The sequence below is a fragment of the Vreelandella sp. 162(4c) genome (assembly GCF_058152265.1).
This window is the reverse complement of the sequence record NZ_CM176981.1, coordinates 1,867,596-1,889,210: the sequence shown is the minus strand read 5'-3', so window position 1 is coordinate 1,889,210 and position 21,615 is coordinate 1,867,596. Positions and strand designations below refer to the sequence as shown.

Annotated in this window: 19 protein-coding genes and 1 pseudogene; 12 read left to right on the top strand and 8 right to left on the bottom strand. The window is 59.1% G+C overall.

Annotated elements, in window-relative coordinates:
- Positions 1-60 precede the first annotated feature (60 nt).
- A complete protein-coding gene (locus tag AC4EYZ_RS08525; protein WP_474191978.1) occupies positions 61-861 on the top strand; it encodes a tRNA-uridine aminocarboxypropyltransferase in 801 nt (266 codons plus the stop codon).
- Here the strand turns inward: AC4EYZ_RS08525 and AC4EYZ_RS08520 are convergent.
- From AC4EYZ_RS08520 to def, 7 genes are all read right to left on the bottom strand, one after another.
- Positions 796-2,070, bottom strand: coding sequence for a TraB/GumN family protein (locus AC4EYZ_RS08520; RefSeq protein ID WP_230804124.1), 1,275 nt, complete (start codon positions 2,068-2,070; stop codon positions 796-798). The two genes, AC4EYZ_RS08525 and AC4EYZ_RS08520, sit on opposite strands and share 66 nt — an antisense overlap.
- 44 nt (positions 2,071-2,114) lie before the next feature.
- Positions 2,115-3,563, bottom strand: a complete 1,449-nt coding sequence (locus AC4EYZ_RS08515) for a TrkH family potassium uptake protein (protein WP_022520099.1) — start codon at positions 3,561-3,563, stop codon at positions 2,115-2,117.
- Between the two features lie 52 nt (positions 3,564-3,615).
- Complete coding sequence (trkA, locus tag AC4EYZ_RS08510) at positions 3,616-4,989, bottom strand: Trk system potassium transporter TrkA (protein WP_022520098.1); 1,374 nt, start codon at positions 4,987-4,989, stop codon at positions 3,616-3,618.
- Positions 4,990-5,144: 155 nt separating this feature from the next.
- Positions 5,145-5,351 (bottom strand): dodecin, encoded by a 207-nt coding sequence (locus AC4EYZ_RS08505; RefSeq protein ID WP_008959783.1) that lies wholly within the window; start codon positions 5,349-5,351, stop codon positions 5,145-5,147.
- Between the two features lie 50 nt (positions 5,352-5,401).
- A complete protein-coding gene (rsmB, locus tag AC4EYZ_RS08500; RefSeq protein ID WP_041157560.1) occupies positions 5,402-6,736 on the bottom strand; it encodes a 16S rRNA (cytosine(967)-C(5))-methyltransferase RsmB in 1,335 nt (444 codons plus the stop codon).
- A complete protein-coding gene (gene fmt / locus AC4EYZ_RS08495; protein ID WP_009288389.1) occupies positions 6,733-7,725 on the bottom strand; it encodes a methionyl-tRNA formyltransferase in 993 nt (330 codons plus the stop codon). The genes rsmB and fmt overlap by 4 nt, the downstream gene beginning before the upstream one ends.
- Positions 7,726-7,760: 35 nt before the next feature.
- Complete coding sequence (gene def / locus AC4EYZ_RS08490; RefSeq protein WP_022520096.1) at positions 7,761-8,273, bottom strand: peptide deformylase; 513 nt, start codon at positions 8,271-8,273, stop codon at positions 7,761-7,763.
- 222 nt (positions 8,274-8,495) lie between these two features.
- Between def and AC4EYZ_RS08485 the strand changes: the two genes are divergently transcribed.
- From AC4EYZ_RS08485 to aroE, 5 genes and pseudogenes are all read left to right on the top strand, one after another.
- Entirely contained in the window at positions 8,496-9,341 is an 846-nt protein-coding gene (locus AC4EYZ_RS08485) for a peptidoglycan-binding protein (RefSeq protein ID WP_474192333.1), read from the top strand.
- Positions 9,342-9,376: 35 nt separating this feature from the next.
- On the top strand, positions 9,377-10,501 hold the full coding sequence (gene dprA, locus AC4EYZ_RS08480; protein WP_474192334.1) for a DNA-processing protein DprA: 1,125 nt from the start codon (positions 9,377-9,379) through the stop codon (positions 10,499-10,501).
- Between the two features lie 43 nt (positions 10,502-10,544).
- Complete coding sequence (gene tsaC / locus AC4EYZ_RS08475) at positions 10,545-11,102, top strand: L-threonylcarbamoyladenylate synthase type 1 TsaC (RefSeq protein ID WP_474192335.1); 558 nt, start codon at positions 10,545-10,547, stop codon at positions 11,100-11,102.
- 75 nt (positions 11,103-11,177) lie between these two features.
- Positions 11,178-12,086: pseudogene (gene hemF / locus AC4EYZ_RS08470) on the top strand (oxygen-dependent coproporphyrinogen oxidase); the annotation flags it as partial.
- A 39-nt stretch (positions 12,087-12,125) separates the two neighbouring features.
- Positions 12,126-12,953 carry a shikimate dehydrogenase gene (gene aroE, locus AC4EYZ_RS08465; protein ID WP_474192338.1) on the top strand — a complete coding sequence of 276 codons (828 nt, stop codon included), beginning with the start codon at positions 12,126-12,128 and terminating at the stop codon, positions 12,951-12,953.
- A gap of 24 nt (positions 12,954-12,977) precedes the next feature.
- Here the strand turns inward: aroE and AC4EYZ_RS08460 are convergent, their stop codons facing one another.
- Positions 12,978-13,937 (bottom strand): LysR family transcriptional regulator, encoded by a 960-nt coding sequence (locus tag AC4EYZ_RS08460; RefSeq protein WP_474192336.1) that lies wholly within the window; start codon positions 13,935-13,937, stop codon positions 12,978-12,980.
- 118 nt (positions 13,938-14,055) lie between these two features.
- On the opposite strand from AC4EYZ_RS08460, the gene AC4EYZ_RS08455 reads away from it, so the two are divergent.
- The 6 genes from AC4EYZ_RS08455 to dld all read left to right on the top strand — a co-directional run bounded on the left by AC4EYZ_RS08455 (position 14,056) and on the right by dld (position 21,485).
- Positions 14,056-15,189, top strand: coding sequence for an iron-containing alcohol dehydrogenase (locus tag AC4EYZ_RS08455; protein ID WP_490204222.1), 1,134 nt, complete (start codon positions 14,056-14,058; stop codon positions 15,187-15,189).
- Between the two features lie 42 nt (positions 15,190-15,231).
- A complete protein-coding gene (locus AC4EYZ_RS08450) occupies positions 15,232-16,818 on the top strand; it encodes an aldehyde dehydrogenase (NADP(+)) (RefSeq protein ID WP_490204221.1) in 1,587 nt (528 codons plus the stop codon).
- A gap of 143 nt (positions 16,819-16,961) precedes the next feature.
- Complete coding sequence (dctP, locus tag AC4EYZ_RS08445; RefSeq protein WP_039860559.1) at positions 16,962-17,951, top strand: TRAP transporter substrate-binding protein DctP; 990 nt, start codon at positions 16,962-16,964, stop codon at positions 17,949-17,951.
- Positions 17,948-18,439, top strand: a complete 492-nt coding sequence (locus tag AC4EYZ_RS08440; protein ID WP_022520088.1) for a TRAP transporter small permease — start codon at positions 17,948-17,950, stop codon at positions 18,437-18,439. Before dctP ends, AC4EYZ_RS08440 begins: the two co-directional genes overlap by 4 nt.
- Positions 18,436-19,713 (top strand): TRAP transporter large permease, encoded by a 1,278-nt coding sequence (locus tag AC4EYZ_RS08435; RefSeq protein WP_490204220.1) that lies wholly within the window; start codon positions 18,436-18,438, stop codon positions 19,711-19,713. Before AC4EYZ_RS08440 ends, AC4EYZ_RS08435 begins: the two co-directional genes overlap by 4 nt.
- A gap of 86 nt (positions 19,714-19,799) precedes the next feature.
- The gene (gene dld / locus AC4EYZ_RS08430; protein ID WP_009288399.1) at positions 19,800-21,485 is read left to right on the top strand and encodes a D-lactate dehydrogenase; all 1,686 of its coding nucleotides are present in this window, start codon (positions 19,800-19,802) and stop codon (positions 21,483-21,485) included.
- Positions 21,486-21,615: the final 130 nt, after the last annotated feature.

Below are 21,615 nucleotides of genomic sequence, written 5' to 3'. Positions count from 1 at the left end.
TCGTCAAAAGATGATGCGCTCATTTATACTCTGCGCCCTTTTTCACATTCTGGAGCGTGGATGTCTGATGTTGATAGCTCTGTTGACGAGAGCTCTGTGAATCATGATTCAGCCGCTGAATATCCGCGTCCGCCGCGGCGCGAGTTCAAGGCGCGGGGCAGTTTTGTCACCCGCTGCGATAACTGTCAGCTCCCCGTACTGAATTGCCTGTGCCCCTATCAGGTGAAGGCGGAGAGCCATGCTCAGGTGTGGTTATTGACCCACCCCTTGGAGCATTACAAGCCAACCAACACCGGGCGTTTGATTGGTGATGTGATCACGACGACCCAAGTGTTTACCTGGTACCGCACGGCGCCGGATGCACAGCTGGCCGCGTTGTTGAAAGATCCTCTTTACGCGCCCTTTGTGATCTTTCCCGATGATCAGCCCGACTATGCGGACCGGGTGGTTGGCATAGACGCGGTGCATGCGGCGAAAGCCCAGGCGCGCATTCCGGTGTTTATCATTTTGGATGGCACCTGGCGTCAGGCGCGGCGCATGTTCCGTAAAAGCGCTTATCTGGATGCTTTGCCCGTGCTGCCATTGAGAACCGAGCGTGAGACGCGCTACCGGCTGCGCAAACCGGCGTCAAAATCGCACCTTTGTACTGTGGAAGTGGCTATCGAGCTGCTGCGCCAGGGTGGGGATACAGTTGCTGCGGACGTGCTGGATGACTACTTTGAGGTGTTTAACGATAGTTATGCGGCGAGCCGATTGCATCACAAAATCGACCCGCCTACTGCAGCGATGCGGCGCCTAGCCGCCAAACAGAGCACCGGCGATTCTGAATCCGGCCACCCAGGTGCCCACCGCGGAGCCTAGCGTGGCGAGAATAAACACCAGCAGGGTGCGCGAGACACGGTTTTTCCACCAGCCTTTCAACTGCGTGACATCGTGGCGTAGCGATGAAAAATCGCGCACTTTGGGTTTGCGCATAAAGAGCTCAACCCCAGCGGCCACAAATCCAGCGCCGATGGTGGGGTTCAGCGAGGTGAGCGGCGCGGCAAAGAAGGTGGCAATCACGGTCACCGGGTGCGCCATGGCGATAATCGTCGCACCGCCAGAGAGAATACCGTTAATCAAGAACCACTCAAGCACCAGTTGCCAGCCAAGGTCGGTGTTACGTGAAAAACCAATCGCAAAGCCGGTAAGCACCAACGCGGTAATCAGCCACGGCAGCGCTTTCCAAAGCTTGGACGGTGGCGGGGTGGCTTCCAGTGTTTCGCGCTCTACCTTTGGCTCGGCTGGCAGCGGTGTTTCCAGATGTTCGCCAGTACCTTTGAGGTGGCCTGCGCCGAGTACTACTAACACGTGCTGGTAGCGCCCCGGCGGCGCGTCTTCGGCTAAGCGTAACGCCATATAGCGGTCGCGCTCGCGAATCAACGGTGTATAGAGCGCTTCGGATTCGGCGGCAAACTCGCTGAAGGTGGCCTCCAGCATATCGCCCTCTTTGAGCTTTTCGATGTCCTCTTTGGAGACATCCTGACGCGATAACACGCTGCCAAGCAGGCCTGAAAACAGCGAGAAGCGCTGCCACCAGGGCACATTGCTGTAAATGCGTTTCAGCGTTACGCCGACATCGCGGTCAACCAGCAACAGCGGCAGTTTCAGTCGGTTAGCTTCCTCAACTGCCGCACGCATTTCGGCCCCCGGCTGAATGCCGGATTGATCGGCAATCCGTTGCTGAAAGGCGCCCAGCGCCAGGCTTGCGGCCACCATGCCCGCTTTACCTTGTTTAAAGACTTGGAACAGATCCTGCTCGCCCATTGCATCCGGGTTGGACATGCTGTGGTGGCGGGCGTCACATAACTCAATGGCCACTGCATCAAAGGCGCCGCTTGCTAACAGCGCATGCACGTCGTCGGCACTTTCCGCCGACACATGGGCCGTGCCCAGCAGCGTGTAGCGGGTTTCACCGACAGTGATTGTTTTTAACGGCCCGCTGGTGGCTGGCAGCGAAGTCGGTGTTTCAGCCAGCGACCCCGCTTCTGCGTTGGGCGTTTCGTCGTGAGATGTATCTTCGTGGTTCATTAACAGCTCTCAAATCGATCAATAAGGGGGCAGGCGTGAAGCGCTTAACGCCGCCAGAAAGCGGGGGTAAACAGCACCAGTACCGTAAAAATTTCCAGGCGACCGAGCAGCATAGCCATGACCAGTATCCATTTCGCCAAGCTAGGCATGTCGCCATAGTGAGTGTGGGATTCACCCAGTGCAGGGCCGAGATTGTTGAGGGCCGAGCCCACCGTCGACCAGGCTGTGACCTGATCAACCCCGGTCGCCATGACGCCCACTAGCATTAAAAAGAACAGCATCACGTAGACTGAAAAGAACCCCCATACCGCTTGAGCAATGCTGTCGGGGACACTGACTTTACCTACTTTGACCGCAATCACCGCATTGGGGTGGATCAATCGCATGATTTCACGCATGCCCTGCTTGAGGATCAGAATGATCCTTATCACCTTCATGCCGCCACCGGTAGAGCCGGAGCAGCCGCCAACAAAGGCTGCCACAAACAGTAAAAAGGGCAGGGCGCCGGGCCACATGGAGAAGTCGGCAACGCTGAAGCCCGCGGTGGTGGCCACCGACACGACTTGGAAAACCCCGTGTCTCAGACCGCGCGCGGTGTCGTAGGTGTCGGTTAACCACAGAGAGAGCACGGTGACCACGGACAGCGCGAGTAGAAATAGCATCAAAAAGCGCGCTTCGGGGTCGTGAAAGTAGTGCATCAGGCTTTTTTCACGCCAAGCGATAAAGTGCAGGCTAAAGCTGAACGCCGAAATCAACATAAAACCCACGCATATCATCTCGATGGTAGCGCTATCGAAATAGCCGATGCTGGCGTCGTGAGTGGAGAAGCCACCAATGGCGACGGTGGAAAAGCTATGGCTCAAGGCATCGAACCAGCTCATGCCCGCTAACATATAGGCGATCATGCAGGCCAGGGTGAGCGTGGCGTAGATATACCACAGCGCCTTGGCGGTTTCGGTGATGCGTGGTGTGAGCTTGGAGTCTTTCAACGGCCCAGGAATCTCGGTGCGATACAGCGCCATACCGCCCACGCCTAGAGTGGGCAAAATGGCGACGGCCAAAACGACGATCCCCATGCCGCCCAGCCACTGGAGCTGCTGGCGATAGTAGAGAATCGACTCGGGTAGAAAATCGATGCCGGTAATCACCGTGGCGCCGGTAGTGGTTAAACCGGAGAACGACTCAAATACCGCATCGGTGACGCCGAGAGAGCCTTCGCCGAATAGCATCAGCGGCAGTGAGCCGAACAGCGCCAGCACCGTCCAGAACATTGCGGCGATAATAAAGCCGTCGCGGATACGCAGCTCTTTTTGCGAGCGTCGATTGGGAAGGTAAAGCAGTAATCCCGTCGCCACCGAAATCGCAATACCGCTAATAAAGGCACTCCACACGCCGTCACGAAACCAGAGTGAAATCAGCGTTGGGGGGAGCATGGTAAGGCTGAAGAGCATCAGCAGCAGCCCCAAAATGCGCAAAATAACCCGCAGACTCATGGTTGTCGCATGCTCCTGTTATTAGCAGCCAGTGGCCGTGGTTCGAGGGTTATCAAAAGAACGTTAAGCCGACTTGGAACAGGCGCTCCACATCGCGAATGCGGCGCTTGTCGATCACAAATAGAATCACGTGGTCACCGCTCTCAACCATCACGTCGCCGTGGGCGATAATGACTTCCTTGCCGCGCACAATCGCACCGATGGTGGTGCCCTCGGGCAGGTCGATCTCGCGGATGGTACGCCCGACCACCTTGGAGGACTGCTTATCGCCGTGAGCGATGGCTTCGATAGCCTCGGCGGCGCCCCGGCGCAGCGAGTGAACGTTGACAATATCGCCCCGACGCACATGGGTGAGCAAGCTGCCGATGGTCGCCTGCTGGGGAGAAATAGCGATATCGATCTCGCCCCCCTGCACCAAATCCACGTAAGCGGCGTTGTTAATCAGCGTCAGCACCTTCTTCGCCCCCAAACGCTTGGCGAGCAGCGACGACATGATATTGACTTCGTCGTCGTTGGTCAGCGCGCAGAAGATATCGCACTCTTCGATATTCTCCTCTTCCAGTAAGCGCTTGCTGGTGGCGCTGCCATGGAGCACCACGGTGCGATCCAGCCGCTCGGAGAGGGTGGTGCAGCGCTCCAGGCTGTGCTCGATGATCTTGACCTGGTGGCTATGCTCCAAATGCTCCGCCAGCCGCTCGCCGATATTACCACCCCCGGCGATCACTACCCGGCGGAAGTCCCGCTCGACCCGGCGCAGCTCGCTCATTACCGCGCGAATATCCCGGCGGGCGGCGAGGAAGAACACCTCGTCGTCAGCCTCGATGACCGTATCGCCACGGGGGATAATCGGTCGGTTACGGCGGTAAATCGCCGCCACCCGGGTATCCACGTTAGGCATATGGCGGCGCAGAAAGGCTAAATCCTGGCCTACCAGCGGGCCGCCGTAGAACGCTTTCACTGCCACCAGCTGTACCAGGCCACCGGCAAACTCCAGCACCTGCAGGGCACCGGGATGCTCAATCAGGCGACGTACATGATCGGTAACCACCTGCTCGGGGCTGATCAGCACATCAATGGGGATCGCTTCGTGGGCAAAAAGGCCTTTACGGGTCAAGTAGGCGGTGGCGCGCACCCGGGCAATTTTGGTCGGGGTGCGAAACAGCGTATGGGCGACCTGGCAGGCGATCATATTGATCTCGTCGCTGTTGGTGACAGCGATCAACATATCGGCGTCTTCGCAGCCAGCCTGACGCAACACAATCGGGTAGGAACCTGCCCCAGTGACGGTGCGGATATCGATTTTGGTGTGCAGCTCGCGCAGTTTTTTGGCGTCGGTGTCAACGACGGTGATGTCGTTCTCCTCGCGGGCGAGGTGTTCAGCCAGTGTGCCGCCGACCTGGCCGGCGCCGAGAATGATGATTTTCATTGCTGAGCATCGGTTCCATTAAAAGCGCCAGCGCGCGATGTCGTTAAGGCCTTGTTTTTAAGAACATGCCGACAAGGTCAGGCAACGGTCTATCATGCGTTGCAATAAAGACGGCGGCCAGTGTAAACCAGCCGCCGTCGAAAAGCAGGTGAGGATTACTCTAGCGTAAAGCCGACTTTAACCGTGACCTGCCAGTGGGCCACTTGGCCATCTTCAATATGGCCACGGGTATCGACTACTTCCAGCCAGCGCATGTGCTTAATCGTTTCTGACGCCTTGGCCAGTGCATTCTGAACCGCTTCCTCAATGCCCTTCTCGGAAGAGCCGGTCAGTTCCACGTGCTTGTAAGTATGATGACTCATAGTACCTCCTTCCTTGTCATGAAATCACTGCCCCCGGCATCAGTGAACGCCTAGGCAGTGCGCTTCTCTAGTCTGGCATAAAAAAAGCCATCGTGACTGTTCTGGGCTGGAAACAGCTGGCGACCCGCGCCGCTGGAAATGCCCCAGGCAACATCGTTAGGCGTGGTGACATGGGCGTCAGGGGTGCGGGCGAGAAATGCCTCAATCTGCTCACTGTTCTCTTCCGGAAGCACCGAGCAGGTGGCGTAGAGCAGGGTGCCGCCTTCGCGCAGCATCGGCCAAAGGTTGTCTAACAGCTGACGTTGAAGCTTGGCCAGCGGCCGGATATCGTCTTTGCGCCGCAGCTTCTTGATATCCGGGTGACGGCGGATAACACCGGTGCCAGAGCAAGGGGCGTCGAGCAGGATGGCATCAAACGGCGTGCCGCTCCACCAGTCGCGCTCGGTCGCATCGGCGTGTTGGAGAACGGCCTCTACGCCTAGTCGGCTAAGGGTATCTTCCACCCGTGCCAGGCGCTGATTATCGCTATCGATAGCGGTAAGATTGATGTCGAACAGTTCGAGCAAATGGGCCGTTTTGCCGCCGGGGGCGCAGCAAGCATCCAGAACATGTGCACCTGGCCGTGGCGCAAGCACGGGCCCCAGCAGTACTGCCGAGAGTTGGGCGGCCTCGTCCTGAACGCTAATATGTCCCGCTTCGAAGCCAGGCAGCGCCGTGACATCGCAGGGTGTTTCCAGCGTGATGGCGTCTGGGGCGTGGGGGCACAGGTGACCACTCAACCCCTGCTCGGTCAACTGCGACAGGTAGGCTTCACGATCGTTGTGGTGCTGATTCACTCTCAACGTCATCGGGCCTGACTGGTTGTTGGCTTCGACAATCGCCCGCCACTGCTCTGGCCATGCCTGACGCAAGGCGTTAAGTAGCCAGGGTGGATGTTCTAACGCGACGCTCTCATCCCGGTCTACTTGGGCCTGGAGCGCCTCGGATTCGCGCTGCAATCGCCGCAAACAGCCATTTAACACGCGGGTGGCCCACTCCTTATTCAGCAAGCGCGCAGCGCCCGCGGTTTCACCTACTGCCGCGTGGGCTGGAATGCGCATGTACAACAACTGGTAAATACCCAGCAGCAGCAGCGCCTGAACATCGCTGTCGCGCTTTTTAAACGGTTGCTTAAGTAATGTGCCCGCTAAGGCTTCCAGACGCGGTAAGCGGCGGCAGGTGCCAAAGCAGAGCTCTTTGAGCAGCCCGCGGTCGCGAGCCACCACGCTGTGCTCATCCAGCCCCGCCAGTGAGCCTTGGTCGCTGAGCACCGGGGCCAGCGCGCGAGCCGCCGCGGCGCGGACTTCCTGACCACTGCCGCCTTGGGGGGAGCGCTTTTGGCTCATGGTGTTTCTCCTTCGCTGGCCTGAGCCGCTGGTTTACCAAGACGAGTACCGGTAGCAAGGCGCGCGTGGCGGGCATTGAGTAAGTCACGCACGTCCATGGCTTTACCGCCGGGCAGCTGTGCGCTGGTCACACAAAGTACCTCGCTGCCGTTTTCCCCACAGGCAATCCGCAGATGATCGTCGCCGTGGTCTAGTAGCATGCCGGGCTCGCAGGCTGGCTGATCGCCCTCTTCTACGTTCGCCATTAGCAGCCGCAGGCGATCATCGCCTAATGCGCACCAAGCCACTGGCCAGGGGTTAAAAGCGCGAATTTTGCTGGCTAACTGCTGGGCGGGCTGGGCAAAGTCGAGCTCGGCTTCCGCTTTGCTCAGCTTGGCGGCATAGGTGACGCCTTCCTCGGGCTGAGGCGTGGCATGCGCGGTGCCGGTGGCCAGGGCATCCAGCGTGTTGATCAACGCATTGGCGCCTTGAATCGCGAGACGGTCGTGCAAATCGCCGCCGGTGGTGCGGTTCGTAATGGGCGTGCGCACTTCCGTGAGCATCGCCCCGGTATCCAGGCCAGCATCCATCTGCATGATAGTTACACCCGATACGCTATCACCCGCCTCGATCGCCCGCTGTATGGGGGCAGCGCCGCGCCAGCGGGGCAGCAGCGAAGCGTGAACGTTAACGCAGCCGAGACGCGGTATGTCCAACACGGCCTGAGGAAGCAGCAGTCCATAGGCCACAACGACCATAATGTCGGCATTGAGCGCGGCCAGCTCGGCTTGAGCCTCGGGTTGCTTTAACGTCTGAGGCTGATAGACAGGCAGGCTGTGTTCCAGAGCCAGCTGTTTGACCGGGCTGGGCGTTAGCTTACGGCCGCGGCCAGCGGGGCGGTCGGGTTGGGTATACACCGCCACCACCTCGTGCTGGCTTTCCAGCAGCGCGGCAAGGCTAGAGGCGGCGAATTCAGGCGTGCCAGCAAAAACAACGCGCAATCGTGACATATAAAGAAGGCTACCTGGCGTGAATGAGAGAAGTGTTAGGCGTCCTGCATCTGCTTGTGGCGTTTCTGCATTTTTTTGCGGATACGGTCGCGCTTTAGCGGCGACAAGTAGTCAACAAACAGCACACCCTCAAGGTGGTCGTACTCGTGCTGAATACAGTGTGCCAGCAGACCCTCTGCCTCTAACTCATAGGCCTCGCCATTACGATCCAGCGCGTTGAGCTGCACCTTAAGATAGCGCGGCACTTCGGCGTAGTGCTCGGGAATCGACAGGCAGCCTTCCGAAAGTGGCTCTTTCTCGTCGCCAATGGGTGTATAGCGCGGGTTGATGAGCACCAGCGGCTGGGAGTTATCGTCGCTGACATCCATGACGACAATACGGCGATGGACATCGATCTGGGTCGCGGCTAGACCGATACCACGGGCGTCATACATGGTCTCCAGCATATCGTCGACGAGCTGGCGTACCTCATCGTCGACGGTTTCCACCGGAGCGGCCTTGGTGCGCAGGCGCTCATCGGGGAATTCAAGAATAGGAAGTTTGGCCATGGCGTTACAATCACCGTTATGCTGAGTCTAAATTAAGTCAAGCTAGGTAGTGACGAGCGTCTTCTAACCTAGGTACTTTATGATGGGTCACTATATCATGCTGTCAACGTTTCTGGGCATGGGCGCCCGATACGCACTGGGTTTCAGCAGCAACAGAATGACTGCGCTTATGCAGCGCTTCGACATGGAACTAAGAGTGATGCATTTTCTTGGGAGAACTGGATGGCGGCAAAACAACACGCCTACCGGAGGGCTTTGAGTGGTTTGCTGCTGAGCGCAGTGGTGCTGGTGAGTATTGATGCCACTGCTTGGGAGCGTGATCAGACAGTGATTAAACTCTCGCCTCAGGTGCGTACCTTGCCCCATCGTGAAGCGATCGAGCCCATCGCCTTGGAGGAAGCACGAGCCTTTCTGCGCGAACACCGCGTCGTCGATGATACCGAGGTGTTGCCGGAACTGGCTTACGTAGTGGCGGGAGATGATCGCCGCTTGATCAGTGGTGCGGGAGATAGGTTATACGTGCGTGGCGTTGTGCCACACCATGGTCAGGTGGGTATCTATCGGCAGTCGGAGCCCTACCTGGCAATGGATGGCACGCCGCTGGGCTTAGAGCTGATCAACGTTGGCATCGCTCGCCACGTCAGCAGTGAAGGCGATATTGCGCAGCTTGAAGTCGTTAGTTCCCATCAGGAAGTGCGGGTTAACGATATTGTGTTGCCCTTGGAGGAGCGCGAGCTGAGCCGTGAGTTTATGCCCCGCGCGCCGCCCAATGCGGTTGAGGGTCATGTTATTGCCGTGCCAGGTGGCGTGCGTTTTATTGGCCGTTTTCAGATCGTTGCGCTGGATCTTGGCACCCTGGATGGTTTGCAGGCGGGGCATGTGCTGCGAGTCAATCAGCAGGGTGAACTGATCAACGACCCACGTACCCAGGAGCTGGTGCAACTGCCCAGCACAGAGGCGGGCAGTGTGATGGTCTTCAAGCCCTATGGTCGCGTCAGCTATGCCTTGGTGATGCAGGCGTCCCGGATACTGGAAGTGGGCGATGGGGTTGGGTCAGCGACGAACTAACAGGCGGCACACAAAGACGTTTAAAAGGAGGAAGTATGGACGCCCAGGCGTGGCTGGTGGTCAATGCGTTGCCGGGTATGGGGGCGCTGCGTATCGCGCAATTATTAGCCCGTCAGCCGCAGTGGCCGGAAGGCTGGCTGGCAGCACTGCCGAGCCGTGCTGCCAGCGAGTTGCGCCTGTGGCTTGAACATCCCACGCGCAGCCCGTTGCAAAATGTGGTTGATGAAACCCTGGCGTGGCAGCGAAGCGGCCCAAGTCGCCATGTGCTGCATCGAGATCACCCCGCTTGGCCTGCGCTGTTAAATGAATTGCCCGACCCGCCTGTGGTGCTCTGGGCCCAGGGTGATCTTAGCGCCCTGGAGGGCCCCAAACTTGCCATGGTAGGCACTCGTCGCCCCACCGGCGAAGGCACCCATAACGCCCAAACCTTCGCACGCGATCTAGCCCGCCGCGGCTGGTGCGTGGTCAGCGGTATGGCCTTGGGCGTTGACGGCGTGGCCCAGCGAGCGGCCCTAAATGCCGGCGGGCGCACGATTGCTGTACTCGGCTGCGGTGTGGATGTGATCTATCCTGCCTCCCACCGTGATCTTCACGAGCAGCTTAGTTCTCTACCCGGTGGCCTGGTGGTGTCGGAACATCCACCAGGTACGCTGGCCCGCCCGGCATTTTTCCCGCGGCGCAACCGAATCGTTACCGGCCTCTCGCTCGGTACCCTAGTGGTCGAAGCCACCGAAAAAAGCGGCTCGCTGGTCAGTGCACGGCTTACTCTAGAGCAAAATCGCGAACTGTTTGTGCTGCCCGGTTCGCTACACAATGTACAGGCCCGTGGCTGCTTGACACTACTGCGTCAGGGCAGTGCACACCTGGCCTGTAGTGTCGACGATATCATCGCTGATCTTGGTCACTGGGCGGAGGCGTTTATTCCGCCCGCGACGCAAGAACAGCCACTTGAGCAAGAACCGCTACCCGATAGCTTGTCTGACAATAGCTTGCCCGATTCCTTATTAGCGTCATTATCGGCCACACCGACGCCTATTGATCTCTTGGTACACGCCACTGGTGTGACGGTCAGCGACTGCCAGCAGCGCCTACTGATGCTGGAGTTAGAAGGCTGGGTTGCACAGCAGGCGGGAGGCTGGGTGCGGCTGCCGCGGCCATGATAGGATAAAGTCATTAAAGGCCTGTTAGCCGTGAGGAGAGAGCATGAGTTTGGCGACCGATCTAGCCCCTGCGATTAGCGCGCTGCGTAGTGGGGGAGTGATTGCCTGTCCCACTGAAGCGGTTTGGGGGCTTAGCTGTGACCCCGAAAACGACGCAGCCTTAGCCCATCTAATGCGCATGAAAGAGCGCGATCCTGCCAAGGGCGTCATCCTTGTTGCTGCCAATATTGGCCAGTTCCAACCCTGGTTGAGCCAGCTTCCCCTCGAGATGCACGCTCCCCTTGCGGCAAGCTGGCCGGGGCCCAATACCTGGCTAGTGCCTGATTATGGCCGCAGCCACGGGCTGGTGCGTGGCGCCCACGAGCGCGTAGCGCTGCGGGTGACCGACCACCCGGTGATGAAAGCTCTGTGCGAAGCTTTCGGTGGTCCGTTGGTATCAACCTCGGCCAACCGTTCGGGGGAACCGCCCGCGATGAGCGCCGCTGAGATTACTGACATCTTTACTGATGAAGTGGCCTATGTAGTGCAAGGCGAGCTGGGTGGCAATGCCAAACCCAGCACCATTAGAGACCTAGCCACCGGTAAAATCATGCGTTCTTAACCGGCTTTCCAGCTACTTACTATTCTCCATTCACCACTCGCCCATTACTACTTACCAATGCCCCCAGGAGTTACCGTGGCCCACGAGCACCTTGATGACGTTAAACGCTACCTTCTTGATCTGCAGGATCGGCTCTGCGCTGGATTGGCAAAAGCCGATGGCGCTGCCCAGTTCCAAGAAGATAGCTGGGAGCGTGCAGAGGGCGGTGGTGGTCGATCACGGGTGATGACCCATGGCGGCGTATTTGAAAAAGGCGGCGTCAACTTCTCCCATGTCTATGGCACCCAGCTGCCGCCTTCGGCCACTGCCGCGCGCCCTGAGCTGACCGGACGCAGCTTTCATGCGGTGGGCGTTTCCTGGGTGCTGCACCCGGAAAACCCCCATGTGCCTACCAGTCATGGCAACGTACGCTTCTTTATTGCTGAAAAAGTCGGCGAGCCGCCGGTATGGTGGTTTGGCGGCGGCTTTGATTTAACGCCGTTTTATCCCGTGATGGAAGACGTGGTGCATTGGCACCGGGTGGCGAAAGCCGCCTGCGCCCCCTTTGGCGACGATGTTTATGCGCGCTATAAGGCTTGGTGCGACGAGTACTTTTACCTCAAGCACCGCGATGAAACCCGCGGTGTCGGCGGGCTGTTTTTCGATGACCTAAATGAAGGCGAGTTTGCTGACTGTTTTGCCGTGCAACGGGCGGTGGGCGACAGCTTCCTAGAGGCTTATTTGCCCATCGTTGAGCGCCGTAAAAATGACGCCTGGGGCGAGCGGGAGCGCGATTTCCAGCTTTATCGTCGTGGCCGCTACGTGGAGTTCAACCTGGTGTGGGATCGCGGCACGCTATTTGGCTTGCAGAGCGGCGGGCGCACGGAGTCAATTTTGATGTCAATGCCGCCAATGGCGCGCTGGGAGTACGCCTTTGAGCCAGAGCCCGGCAGTCCCGAAGCGCGCTTGCAGGATTTCTTACACCCCCGGGACTGGCTCGGCGAATTCGCTGAGGATGCATCAAGGAAAAAGCGGAGAGCTCTCATGACCGATCGCTACTGCGTGTTTGGCAACCCGGTCAAACACTCCAAATCCCCGCAGATCCACGCTGAGTTTGCCCATCAAACCCAGCAGGCTCTTGAGTACACCGCTGAAGAAGCACCGGTGGATGGTTTTGCCGGTGCGTGGCGGGCGTTTATCGACGCGGGCGGGCGTGGCGCCAACGTTACCGTGCCGTTCAAGGGAGATGCCTTTGCGCTGTGCGACACCTTGAGCCACCGCGCCCGTCGTGCAGGGGCGGTGAATACGCTGATCCTGGGTGGCAATGGCCGTACCTACGGCGATACTACCGATGGCATTGGCCTAGTGCGCGATTTGGCCTATCACCGCGTGGCGTTAGCAGACAAGCGCATTTTGGTGGTAGGCGCAGGCGGCGCCGTGCGCGGCATTCTGGAGCCCCTGCTTGCCGAGGAGCCCAGTGAAATCGTCGTGGTCAACCGCACCGCCGCCAAGGCCGAGCAGCTGGCCAGCGATTTTGCTGATCTAGGGCCTATCCATGGCGGCGGTTTTGATACCGTTAACGGCACTTTTGATGTAGTGATTAACGGCACCAGTGCCAGCCTATCAGGCGATTTACCGCCGTTGCCTGATACGTTGTTCAATACCAATGCCTGGGCCTACGACATGATGTACGGGGCCGAGCCGACGGTATTTTTACAGTGGGCAGGCCCGCGCGGCGCGAAGTTGCTTGACGGCTTAGGCATGCTGGTCGAGCAGGCCGCCGAGTCGTTTTTTCTATGGCGTAATGTGCGTCCAGAGACGGCATCGGTACGCGAAATGCTACGTCAGTCGCTGGAGTTTGACGCCTTTTAATGATGAAAGACGTTAGAGAGGCACTCAAAGGGACTCAATATATGCCTCCACATCTGCATGTAGATTGCCAACTAAAGCGACTTCCCTCATGAACAACTGAGTGGCTGGCGATAAGCTAGCCCCTTTTCGGGTGACTAATTCGTAGGGTTCGCTACGCGAGTGCAGTTGGATAGGTAGCCGATACACCATGCCCGCATCAACAAAAGGTTTTGAGGCATCGACGGACATGAGTGCGACTGATTCGCGGTCATGGCCAAGCATTGAGATGCTCGTGAAAGCGGATGCCGTTTCGATAGGGTAGAGCGGAAACGGGATCTTGGCCTCGTGAAACTCGCGTTCCAGCAATAGCCGCATCGGCATATTGGCGGGATACACAATCCACGAGGTGTCAGATAAGTCGGCGAGTGTCAGCGCTGAATGGCGAGTGAGCGGATTGTCAGGATGGCAAATGACCGCCAACTCCTCCTCGTGGATGTCCAGACTGGTGTACAGATGCGGCCTTTGATTCACTCGCGACCGGCAAATGGCGGCATCGAGTCGACCACGGTCAAGTAAGTTGAGCAGGCGCGCGCTGGTATCTTCGACCACCTCTATGGATATCGCCGGCTGCAGGCTGCGAATCCGCGACAACGCCGCCGAAATCAGTGGCACAGCCCCCATGATCAATCCCACCGCCAGTCGGCCACCACGGCCTTGCTGCATGCTTTCCAACTCTTCATGGAAGTGGGCCAGATCCGTGTTGATCAGGCGTGCATAGCGCACCGCACAGAGCCCCATGTCCGTCGTTTCCAGCCCCTTATGCGTACGCTGAAACAGCTGTACGCCCAGCATGGCTTCGATTTCATTGAGTGCTTTGGTGGCCCCTGGCTGGGTCAGCGCCACGGACTCGGCCGCTTTTTGCACCGTGCCATGTTCATGCAAGGCAATCAGCAGGCGTAAGTGGCGCATGCGCAGGCGGGAAATGATGGACGTCAGTGTAGACATGAATTTTTGTTATGCCGCTATCAGAGGTTGTCATTATCCAGCGTTGGGCCGCGCGAATATAGTCAATGCAGCAAGTCACTCTCTATTTCCGAATAATTAACAAAGACGACAACACGCTATGGCACTCATCAACTACGTGACCCAAGTACAGTTTGGCGACGGCAGCGTCGATCTATTGCAAGACGAATGCACCCGCCTGGGTATCCATCGCCCGCTGATTGTAACAGATGAAGGGATTCAACAGGCGGGACTGCTGGAGCGGATACAGCGTGTCCTGGATCACCCCGCTGCTGTCTTTACCCGTACGCCGCCCAACCCGAATGAGGGCGCGGTACGCGAGGCGGTGGCGTTTTACCAGTCCCAGCAGTGCGATGGTGTGATCGCACTGGGCGGTGGCTCGCCCATCGATCTCGCCAAGGGCGTGGCGGTGAGCGTGGCGCACCCTGGGCCGCTGCGCCAGTTCGCCGTCATCGAAGGCGGCATGTCACGGATTACCTCGGCAACCGCCCCAGTGATTGCCATCCCGACAACGGCGGGTACCGGCAGCGAAGTCGGCCGTGGAGCCATTTTGATTCTCGACGATGGCCGCAAGGTGGGCGTGCTGTCGCCCCACGTCGTCCCCAAACTGGCGATCTGCGATCCCGAGCTGACGCTTGGCTTGCCCGCCCGCATGACCGCAGCAACGGGCATCGATGCCATCGCGCACTGCATGGAAACCTTCATGGCACCCTCGTTCAATCCTCCGGCAGATGGCATTGCCCTGGATGGCTTGCGGCGCGCCTGGGCGCATATCGAAACCGCGGTCAACGAGCCGAGTAACCGTGAGGCACGCACGAACATGATGAGTGCCTCCATGCAGGGCGCGCTGGCCTTTCAAAAAGGGCTTGGCTGCGTGCACAGCCTGAGTCACTCGCTGGGTGGGCTCAATCCGTCGCTGCACCACGGCACCCTGAACGCCATTCTGCTGCCCGCAGTGATCCGCTTCAACGCCCAGGCCGACACGATGGTCGAGGACGACAAACTGGCCCGGATGGCCCAAGCGATGAACCTGCCAGCGGGCCAAGACGTGGCGGATGCCATGCAGGCGCTAACGAAGCGTCTGAATCTCCCCACGGGCTTGGGCGAGCTCGGTATTACCTCGGCCATGTTCGACGACATCATCAAGGGGGCGCTGGCGGATCATAGCCACAAGACCAACCCCATCGATGCCAGCGCCAACGACTACCGCCAACTTCTCGAATGTTCGCTGTAAGTCTTGGCGAGCGATTCCTCTGAACCATCGGGAGAGCAATGTATGAGTACCACGTTGACCGGCCAGCAGTTCATCGGCGGCGAGCGCAGCGGCCAGGGCCAGGCCTTGCTCGCCAGCGTCGCCGCCGCGGATGGTAGCCACCATGATCTGGCCTACTTTCAGGCGACGGTGGAAGAGGTCGAGCAGGCGGTAGCGGCCGCCTCTGCGGCTTATCCAGCTTTTCGCCAGCTCGCGCCAGAAGCGCGTGCACAGTTTCTGGAAGCGATTGCCGACGAGCTCGACGCACTGGGCGATGACTTCATCAATGACGTCGTGCGTGAGACGGCGCTACCCGCCGCCCGCATCAACGGTGAGCGGTGGCGTACCAGCGGGCAGTTACGGCTGTTTGCCGAGGTGTTGCGCCGAGGCGACTTTTTAGGGGCGCGCATCGATCTGGCTTTGCCTGAGCGCTCCCCTCTGCCGCGCCCTGATCTGCGCCAGGTCAAGATGGGCCTTGGGCCGGTGGCGGTCTTCGGGGCCAGCAACTTTCCGCTGGCGTTTTCCGTGGCGGGGGGCGATACCGCGTCAGCACTGGCTGCTGGCTGCCCGGTCGTGGTCAAAGCCCACTCCAGCCACGTGATGACCGCCGAATGGGTCGCACAGGCCATCGAGCGAGCGGCACGCAACGCCGCCATGCCTGTGGGCGTGTTCAACATGATCTATGGCAGTGGGGTCGGTAAAGACCTGGTACAGGCGTCGGGTATCAAGGCGGTGGGCTTTACCGGCTCGCTGTCGGGCGGGCGGGCGCTTTGCGATCTGGCCGCGCAACGTCCGGAGCCCATTCCTGTGTTTGCCGAGATGTCGAGCATCAACCCCGTTTGGCTGATGCCGGCGGCGCTGCGGGAAAGAGGCGTGCGCATTGCTACCGATCTAGCGGCGTCGGTCACCCTGGGGTGCGGCCAGTTCTGCACCAACCCGGGGCTGGTGTTGGCGGTGGACTCCCCGGAAACGGAGCAGTTTATTGCCGCGTTGGGCGACGCCCTGGCGAGTGCCGATGAGCAGGTGATGCTCAACCGCCAGACCCTGGAACACTACCAACAAGGCGTTGCGCGGCTCGCCGAACTGCCCGGGGTCACCCAGCTAGTTGGGGGCGGCGCTGTGCCGGGCAAAGCGGGAGCACACCTGTTCCGCGCGACGCCCGACTCTCTCTTCAGGTCGGATCGTCCGCTGGAGGACGAAGTCTTTGGGCCGACCACCATCGTCGTGACGGTGCCGGATAGCGAGACGCTGGCGCGCTATTTCGACGTCATGCAGGGGCAGTTGACCGTCACCCTGCACGCCGAGCCGGAAGATCTCTCGGCCCACACGGAGATGATGACGCAGTTAGAGCATCGCGCCGGGCGCCTGCTGCTCAATGGCTACCCTACGGGCGTCGAGGTGTGTGATGCGATGGTTCATGGCGGGCCTTACCCGGCGACCTCGGATGCCCGCGGAACCTCAGTCGGCACGCTGGCGATCGACCGCTATCTACGCCCCGTCTGCTTCCAGAACTACCCCGATGCCTTCCTGCCGAGTGCCCTCCAAAACGCCAATCCGTTAGGGCTGATGCGCTTGGTCAACGGGCAACTCAGCCGGGACTCACTCAGTTAGCACGCCGGTTCACGCGCAACACATCACCACAATAAAACAACACAGGTGCCATAAAAATGAAATCCAAAACGCCAACGTTAAAAACCTTCGCTGTTCAAGCGGTAGCACGCATCAATACTAAAAATAATTTAGGAGCTAATCATATGACTTACTTTAGATACGACAAAATCGCCGCGATAGTGGGAACGCTAGCGCTCTCCATGAGCTGGGGTGTATCAACGGCATTGGGGCAAACCGTGTTGACCGTCACCCACTCGTCACCCGCCGACAGCCACTTCGGTGAGGCGGCCATCGCGTTCGAGCAGAGCCTCGAAGCGCAAACCGAGGGTGCCATCGACGTCGTCATCCAGCGTTTGGACAATGAGCGCGAGGCGCTGGAGAGCGTCCAGTTCGGAACGCAGGAGTGCGCCATCGTATCAGCGGGCCCGCTGGGCAACTTTGTACCGGAAACCCGCGTGTTGGACGTGCCGTTTATGTTCGATGGCTACGACCACGCGCGCGGGGTGCTGGATGGCGAAATCGGCCAAGAGCTGCTGGCGCTTTTCCCTCGCTATGGCCTCGAAGGGGTGGCCTGGATGGAAAACGGCTTTCGCAACCTGACGACGGGTTCCAAAAGCATCGTGTCGCCGGACGACCTGGTGGGTATGAAGATCCGCACCATGGAGAACCCTATCCACATCGCGGCTTGGCAGGCGGCTGGCGTGTTGCCTACCCCGATGGCGTTCTCTGAGCTTCCGCCCGCCCTGCAGCAGGGCACGGTGGATGGCCAGGAGAATCCGATTCCGGTCATTCTGGCGAACAACCTCGATATGATGCAGCAGCATCTCTATCTGACGCGTCACGTTTACTCCCCCGGCATTTTTGCCTGTAATCCCGATTTCGTTGCGGGGCTTGACGAGCAGCAACAAGCGGCCCTCAAAACGTCCGGGGCGTTTGCGGCAGCCGCGAACCGTAAACGGGTGGAAAAGGATGAGTTAGTCGGCATCGAGACGCTACGCGACCGCGGTATCGATATCGTGGAGATCGATGACATCCAGGCGTATCGCGATGCCATGGCCAGTGCCTACGCCGATTTCGAAGCCGAGTTCGGCGCCGAGAGACTGCAAGCCATCCGAGACTGGAGCGCCGAATGAGCAGGGGCATCGCCACGATCCAGCGCATCGATCGAGGCATTGCAATGGGGGTGGCGTTAGCCGCCTCCTGCGCCTTGGCGATTGCGGTAGGAGCCAGCTTCTGGCAGGTGCTGGGCCGATTCGTCTTCCAAGCCCCGTCGGTCTGGTCCGAAGCTCTGACCCGCTTAGCTCTGGTCTGGATGGTACTGCTGGGCTGTTCGGTGGCGTTGCGGCGGGGGGCATTCGTAGCCATCGATTTAGCCAAGGTACTGACCTCGGGCCGAGTGCGACGGTCGATCGAGCTGGTCACGCTACTGTCCTGCCTGACGCTGTTTGCCACGCTCTTCTGGTTTGGCTGGGAGGTGGTGTCCCGCGTGCGTTTTCAGCAGATGGCGGGGTTGGATATCTCGATGAGTTGGGGATACGCCGCCCTCCCGGTGGGGGCGGTGTTCGCCATGCTGGGTAGCATTGTTCACTTTATCGAAACAGGTAGAGGAGAGGCACCATGACCAGTGCGCTGATCACCTCCATGCTGATTCTGTTCGCGATATCGGTGCCTATCGCGATTGCCATCGGTTTGGCCTCGATGGTCGGATTGGTGGGCTTTACCAGCCTGCCGCTGCTCGTGGTGCCGCAGCAGATCTTTATCGCGCTGGATAAATTCCCGTTGGCCGCCATTCCGTTCTTTATTCTTGCGGGCAATTTGATGGAAGTAGGTGGGCTGTCGCGCAGGCTGGTCGAGTTTGCACGCGCCTTTACCGGCCAACTGCAGGGGGGGCTGGCTATCACCTGTGTACTGACCTGCATGATGTTTTCAGCCATTTCCGGGTCGAGTGTCGCCACTACCTTTGCCGTAGGGGCCATCCTCATTCCTGCCATGCGCGATTACGGCTATCCCATTGGCTTCGCGGCCGCCCTGATGGCCGTATCGGCGGAGCTTGGCGTGATTCTCCCGCCTTCGATTCCCATGATTCTGTACGGTGTCGCCACGCAGACCTCCATTCCGGATCTGTTTCTCGCGGGGGTGCTGCCAGGGGTATTGATTGCCGGTAGCCTGATGGCCACCATCTTCATCTGGTGCCGGATCAAGGGGTGGGGAAAGCGCGATGGCGATGGAAGGCTCTCTCGCCTCGACGCGACCCGGCGAGCGGTCTGGTCGCTGGTGATGCCCGTTCTTATTATGGGCGGTATTTATGGCGGTGTGACCACGCCCACCGAGGCCAGCGTCATTGCCGTGGTCTATGCGCTGGTGGTAGGGCTTTTCCTGCATCGTGAAATGACGCTCAAAGACGTTGCGTTGGCGTTTCGTAAATCGGTGGTCACCTCCGCGGTGATCATGTTCATCATCGGTGCCGCCAGTTTGATGGGCTACTTGTTGAATCGTCAGGGGGTGCCCGATGCCGTGGCGCTCTGGTTGACTAGCACCTTCGATGGCCCAACCTCGCTGATGCTGGCCATCAACTTTATGCTGTTCGTGGTGGGCATGTTCATCGAGACAGGCGCCAGCATTGTAGTGCTCGCACCGATCCTTCAGGATGCCGCACTGCGCGTGGGTATCGAGCCGGTGCACTTTGGCACCGTCATGGTGGTGAACCTTGCGCTGGGGATGATTACACCTCCGCTGGGCGTTAACCTGTTTGCTGCCGCGCAGATTGCCGGCTGTTCGGTCACGCATATGCTGAGACCGTTGCTGGTTTTCCTGGGCGTCATCATCGTCTGCCTGATGATCATCACCTTTGTCCCTCAGCTCTCGCTGTTCCTACCTGGCACGATGGCGCGTTAACAAGGCAGCTAAAGCATTCGGAGTGCGCTCTCCCGGCATAGGGGTAGCGCTCTCTGCTCACCATGAACATTGATGGGTATTTATAGATGGTCAGTTCGCTTATTGCTCAGCTCCAAAGTGTCACGGGCAAGCGCTATGTACATGTCGGCACCCGCGCCACCCATCGCTTCCGTAAAGGGTACCGTTACGGCGACGGGGAGGTGATGGCCGCCGTCGAGCCGGGCACGCTCTGGGAGCAGTGGCAAGTTTTGCAAGCCTGCGTGGACGCCGATGTCGCGATCATCATGCAGGCCGCCAATACCGGGCTGACCGGCGGTTCCACCCCTTTCGGGACGGGCTATGATCGGCCCATCGTCATCGTCAATACCCTGCGGATTGACCGGGTCGATCTGATCGACGAGGGTCGTCAGGCTATTTGCTTTCCCGGGGCAACGCTGGATAGGCTGGAGCGTGCGCTGCGTCCTATTGGCCGTGAGCCACACTCCGTGATTGGTTCGAGTTGCATTGGCGCGTCGGTGACCGGCGGTATTTGCAACAACTCGGGCGGCTCGCTGGTACAGCGTGGGCCAGCGTATACGCAGCTATCTCTATTCGCTCAGGTGACCCCGGAGCGCAAGCTGGTGCTGGTGAATCACCTGGGTATTGAACTGGGGAGTTCGACAGAAGAGGTGCTGACGCGGTTGGACAGTGGCCATTACTCACAAAGCGATATCCAGATGAGCGAGACCTCCTGGGCATCCGATCGAGAGTACAAAGCGCATGTGCGCGATATCTCAGCGTCGACGCCAGCGCGCTTCAACGCCGACCCGCGCCGCCATTATGAAGTGTCCGGCTCTGCGGGGAAGCTGGCCGTGTTTGCCGTGCGCATGGACACGTTCCCCGCCGCGTCCAACGAGCGCGTCTTCTATATAGGCACCAACGATCCCGCACAGTTGCAGCAGATCAGACGAGACCTGCTCGGCCAGTTCCAGCATCTGCCCATCGCGGGCGAATACATGCATAAGGACGCCTTCGACATGGCGCATGTCTACGGCAAGGATGTGTTTCTGTTTATCCGCCGGTTCGGCACCCTGAATGTACCGAAAGCCTTTGCCGCGAAAAGCTGGTTCGATGGTGTCACCGAGTCGCTGCACCTGGGCCGCCATCTGTCTGACCGGCTGCTTCAGGCTGCATCCCGGCTGTTCCCCGAACATCTGCCACGACGCTTGCTCGATTACCGTGACCGCTACATACACCATCTGATGCTGCGCACAGGGGAAGAGTGTATCGAGGAAATGCGCGCCTATCTGGCGGAGCGTTACCCAGCCGAGCACGGTGAGTTCTTCGAGTGCACCGATGAGGAGGGCAGCGCCGCGTTCCTCAATCGCTTCGCCTCAGGGGGCGCCGTGGTGCGCTACCGAGCCGTTCATCCGCGAACGGTCGAAGATATCGTGGCACTTGACGTGGCGCTGCCGAGGGATGCCCTCGACTGGTTCGAGACCTTGCCGCCCGAGATCGAGGCGCGGATCGAGCGCAAGTTCTATGTAGGGCACTTTCTGTGCCATGTTCTGCATCAGGAGTATCTGGTGAAAAAAGGCGAGGATTGTCACGCCTTGGAGCAGGAGATTTGTGCGCTGCTCGATGCCAGGGGAGCCGAATATCCAGCCGAGCACAATGTGGGACATCTGTATCACGCCAAGCCAGCGCTACGTGATTTCTATCGGCAACTCGACCCCACTAATCAATTCAACCCCGGAATTGGTAAGACATCAAAACAGCGTGATTGGCGGTAAAACTAGCCTGCAATAAGAGCTTTCAAAAAGAGCGTAGTGGCGATGGTTCTCTGTCTTAGGAGCCAACGCCAAAATGAGTTGTTAGCTATTTATATAGCTGACGCTTATGATTATGGGTACATAAAAATAA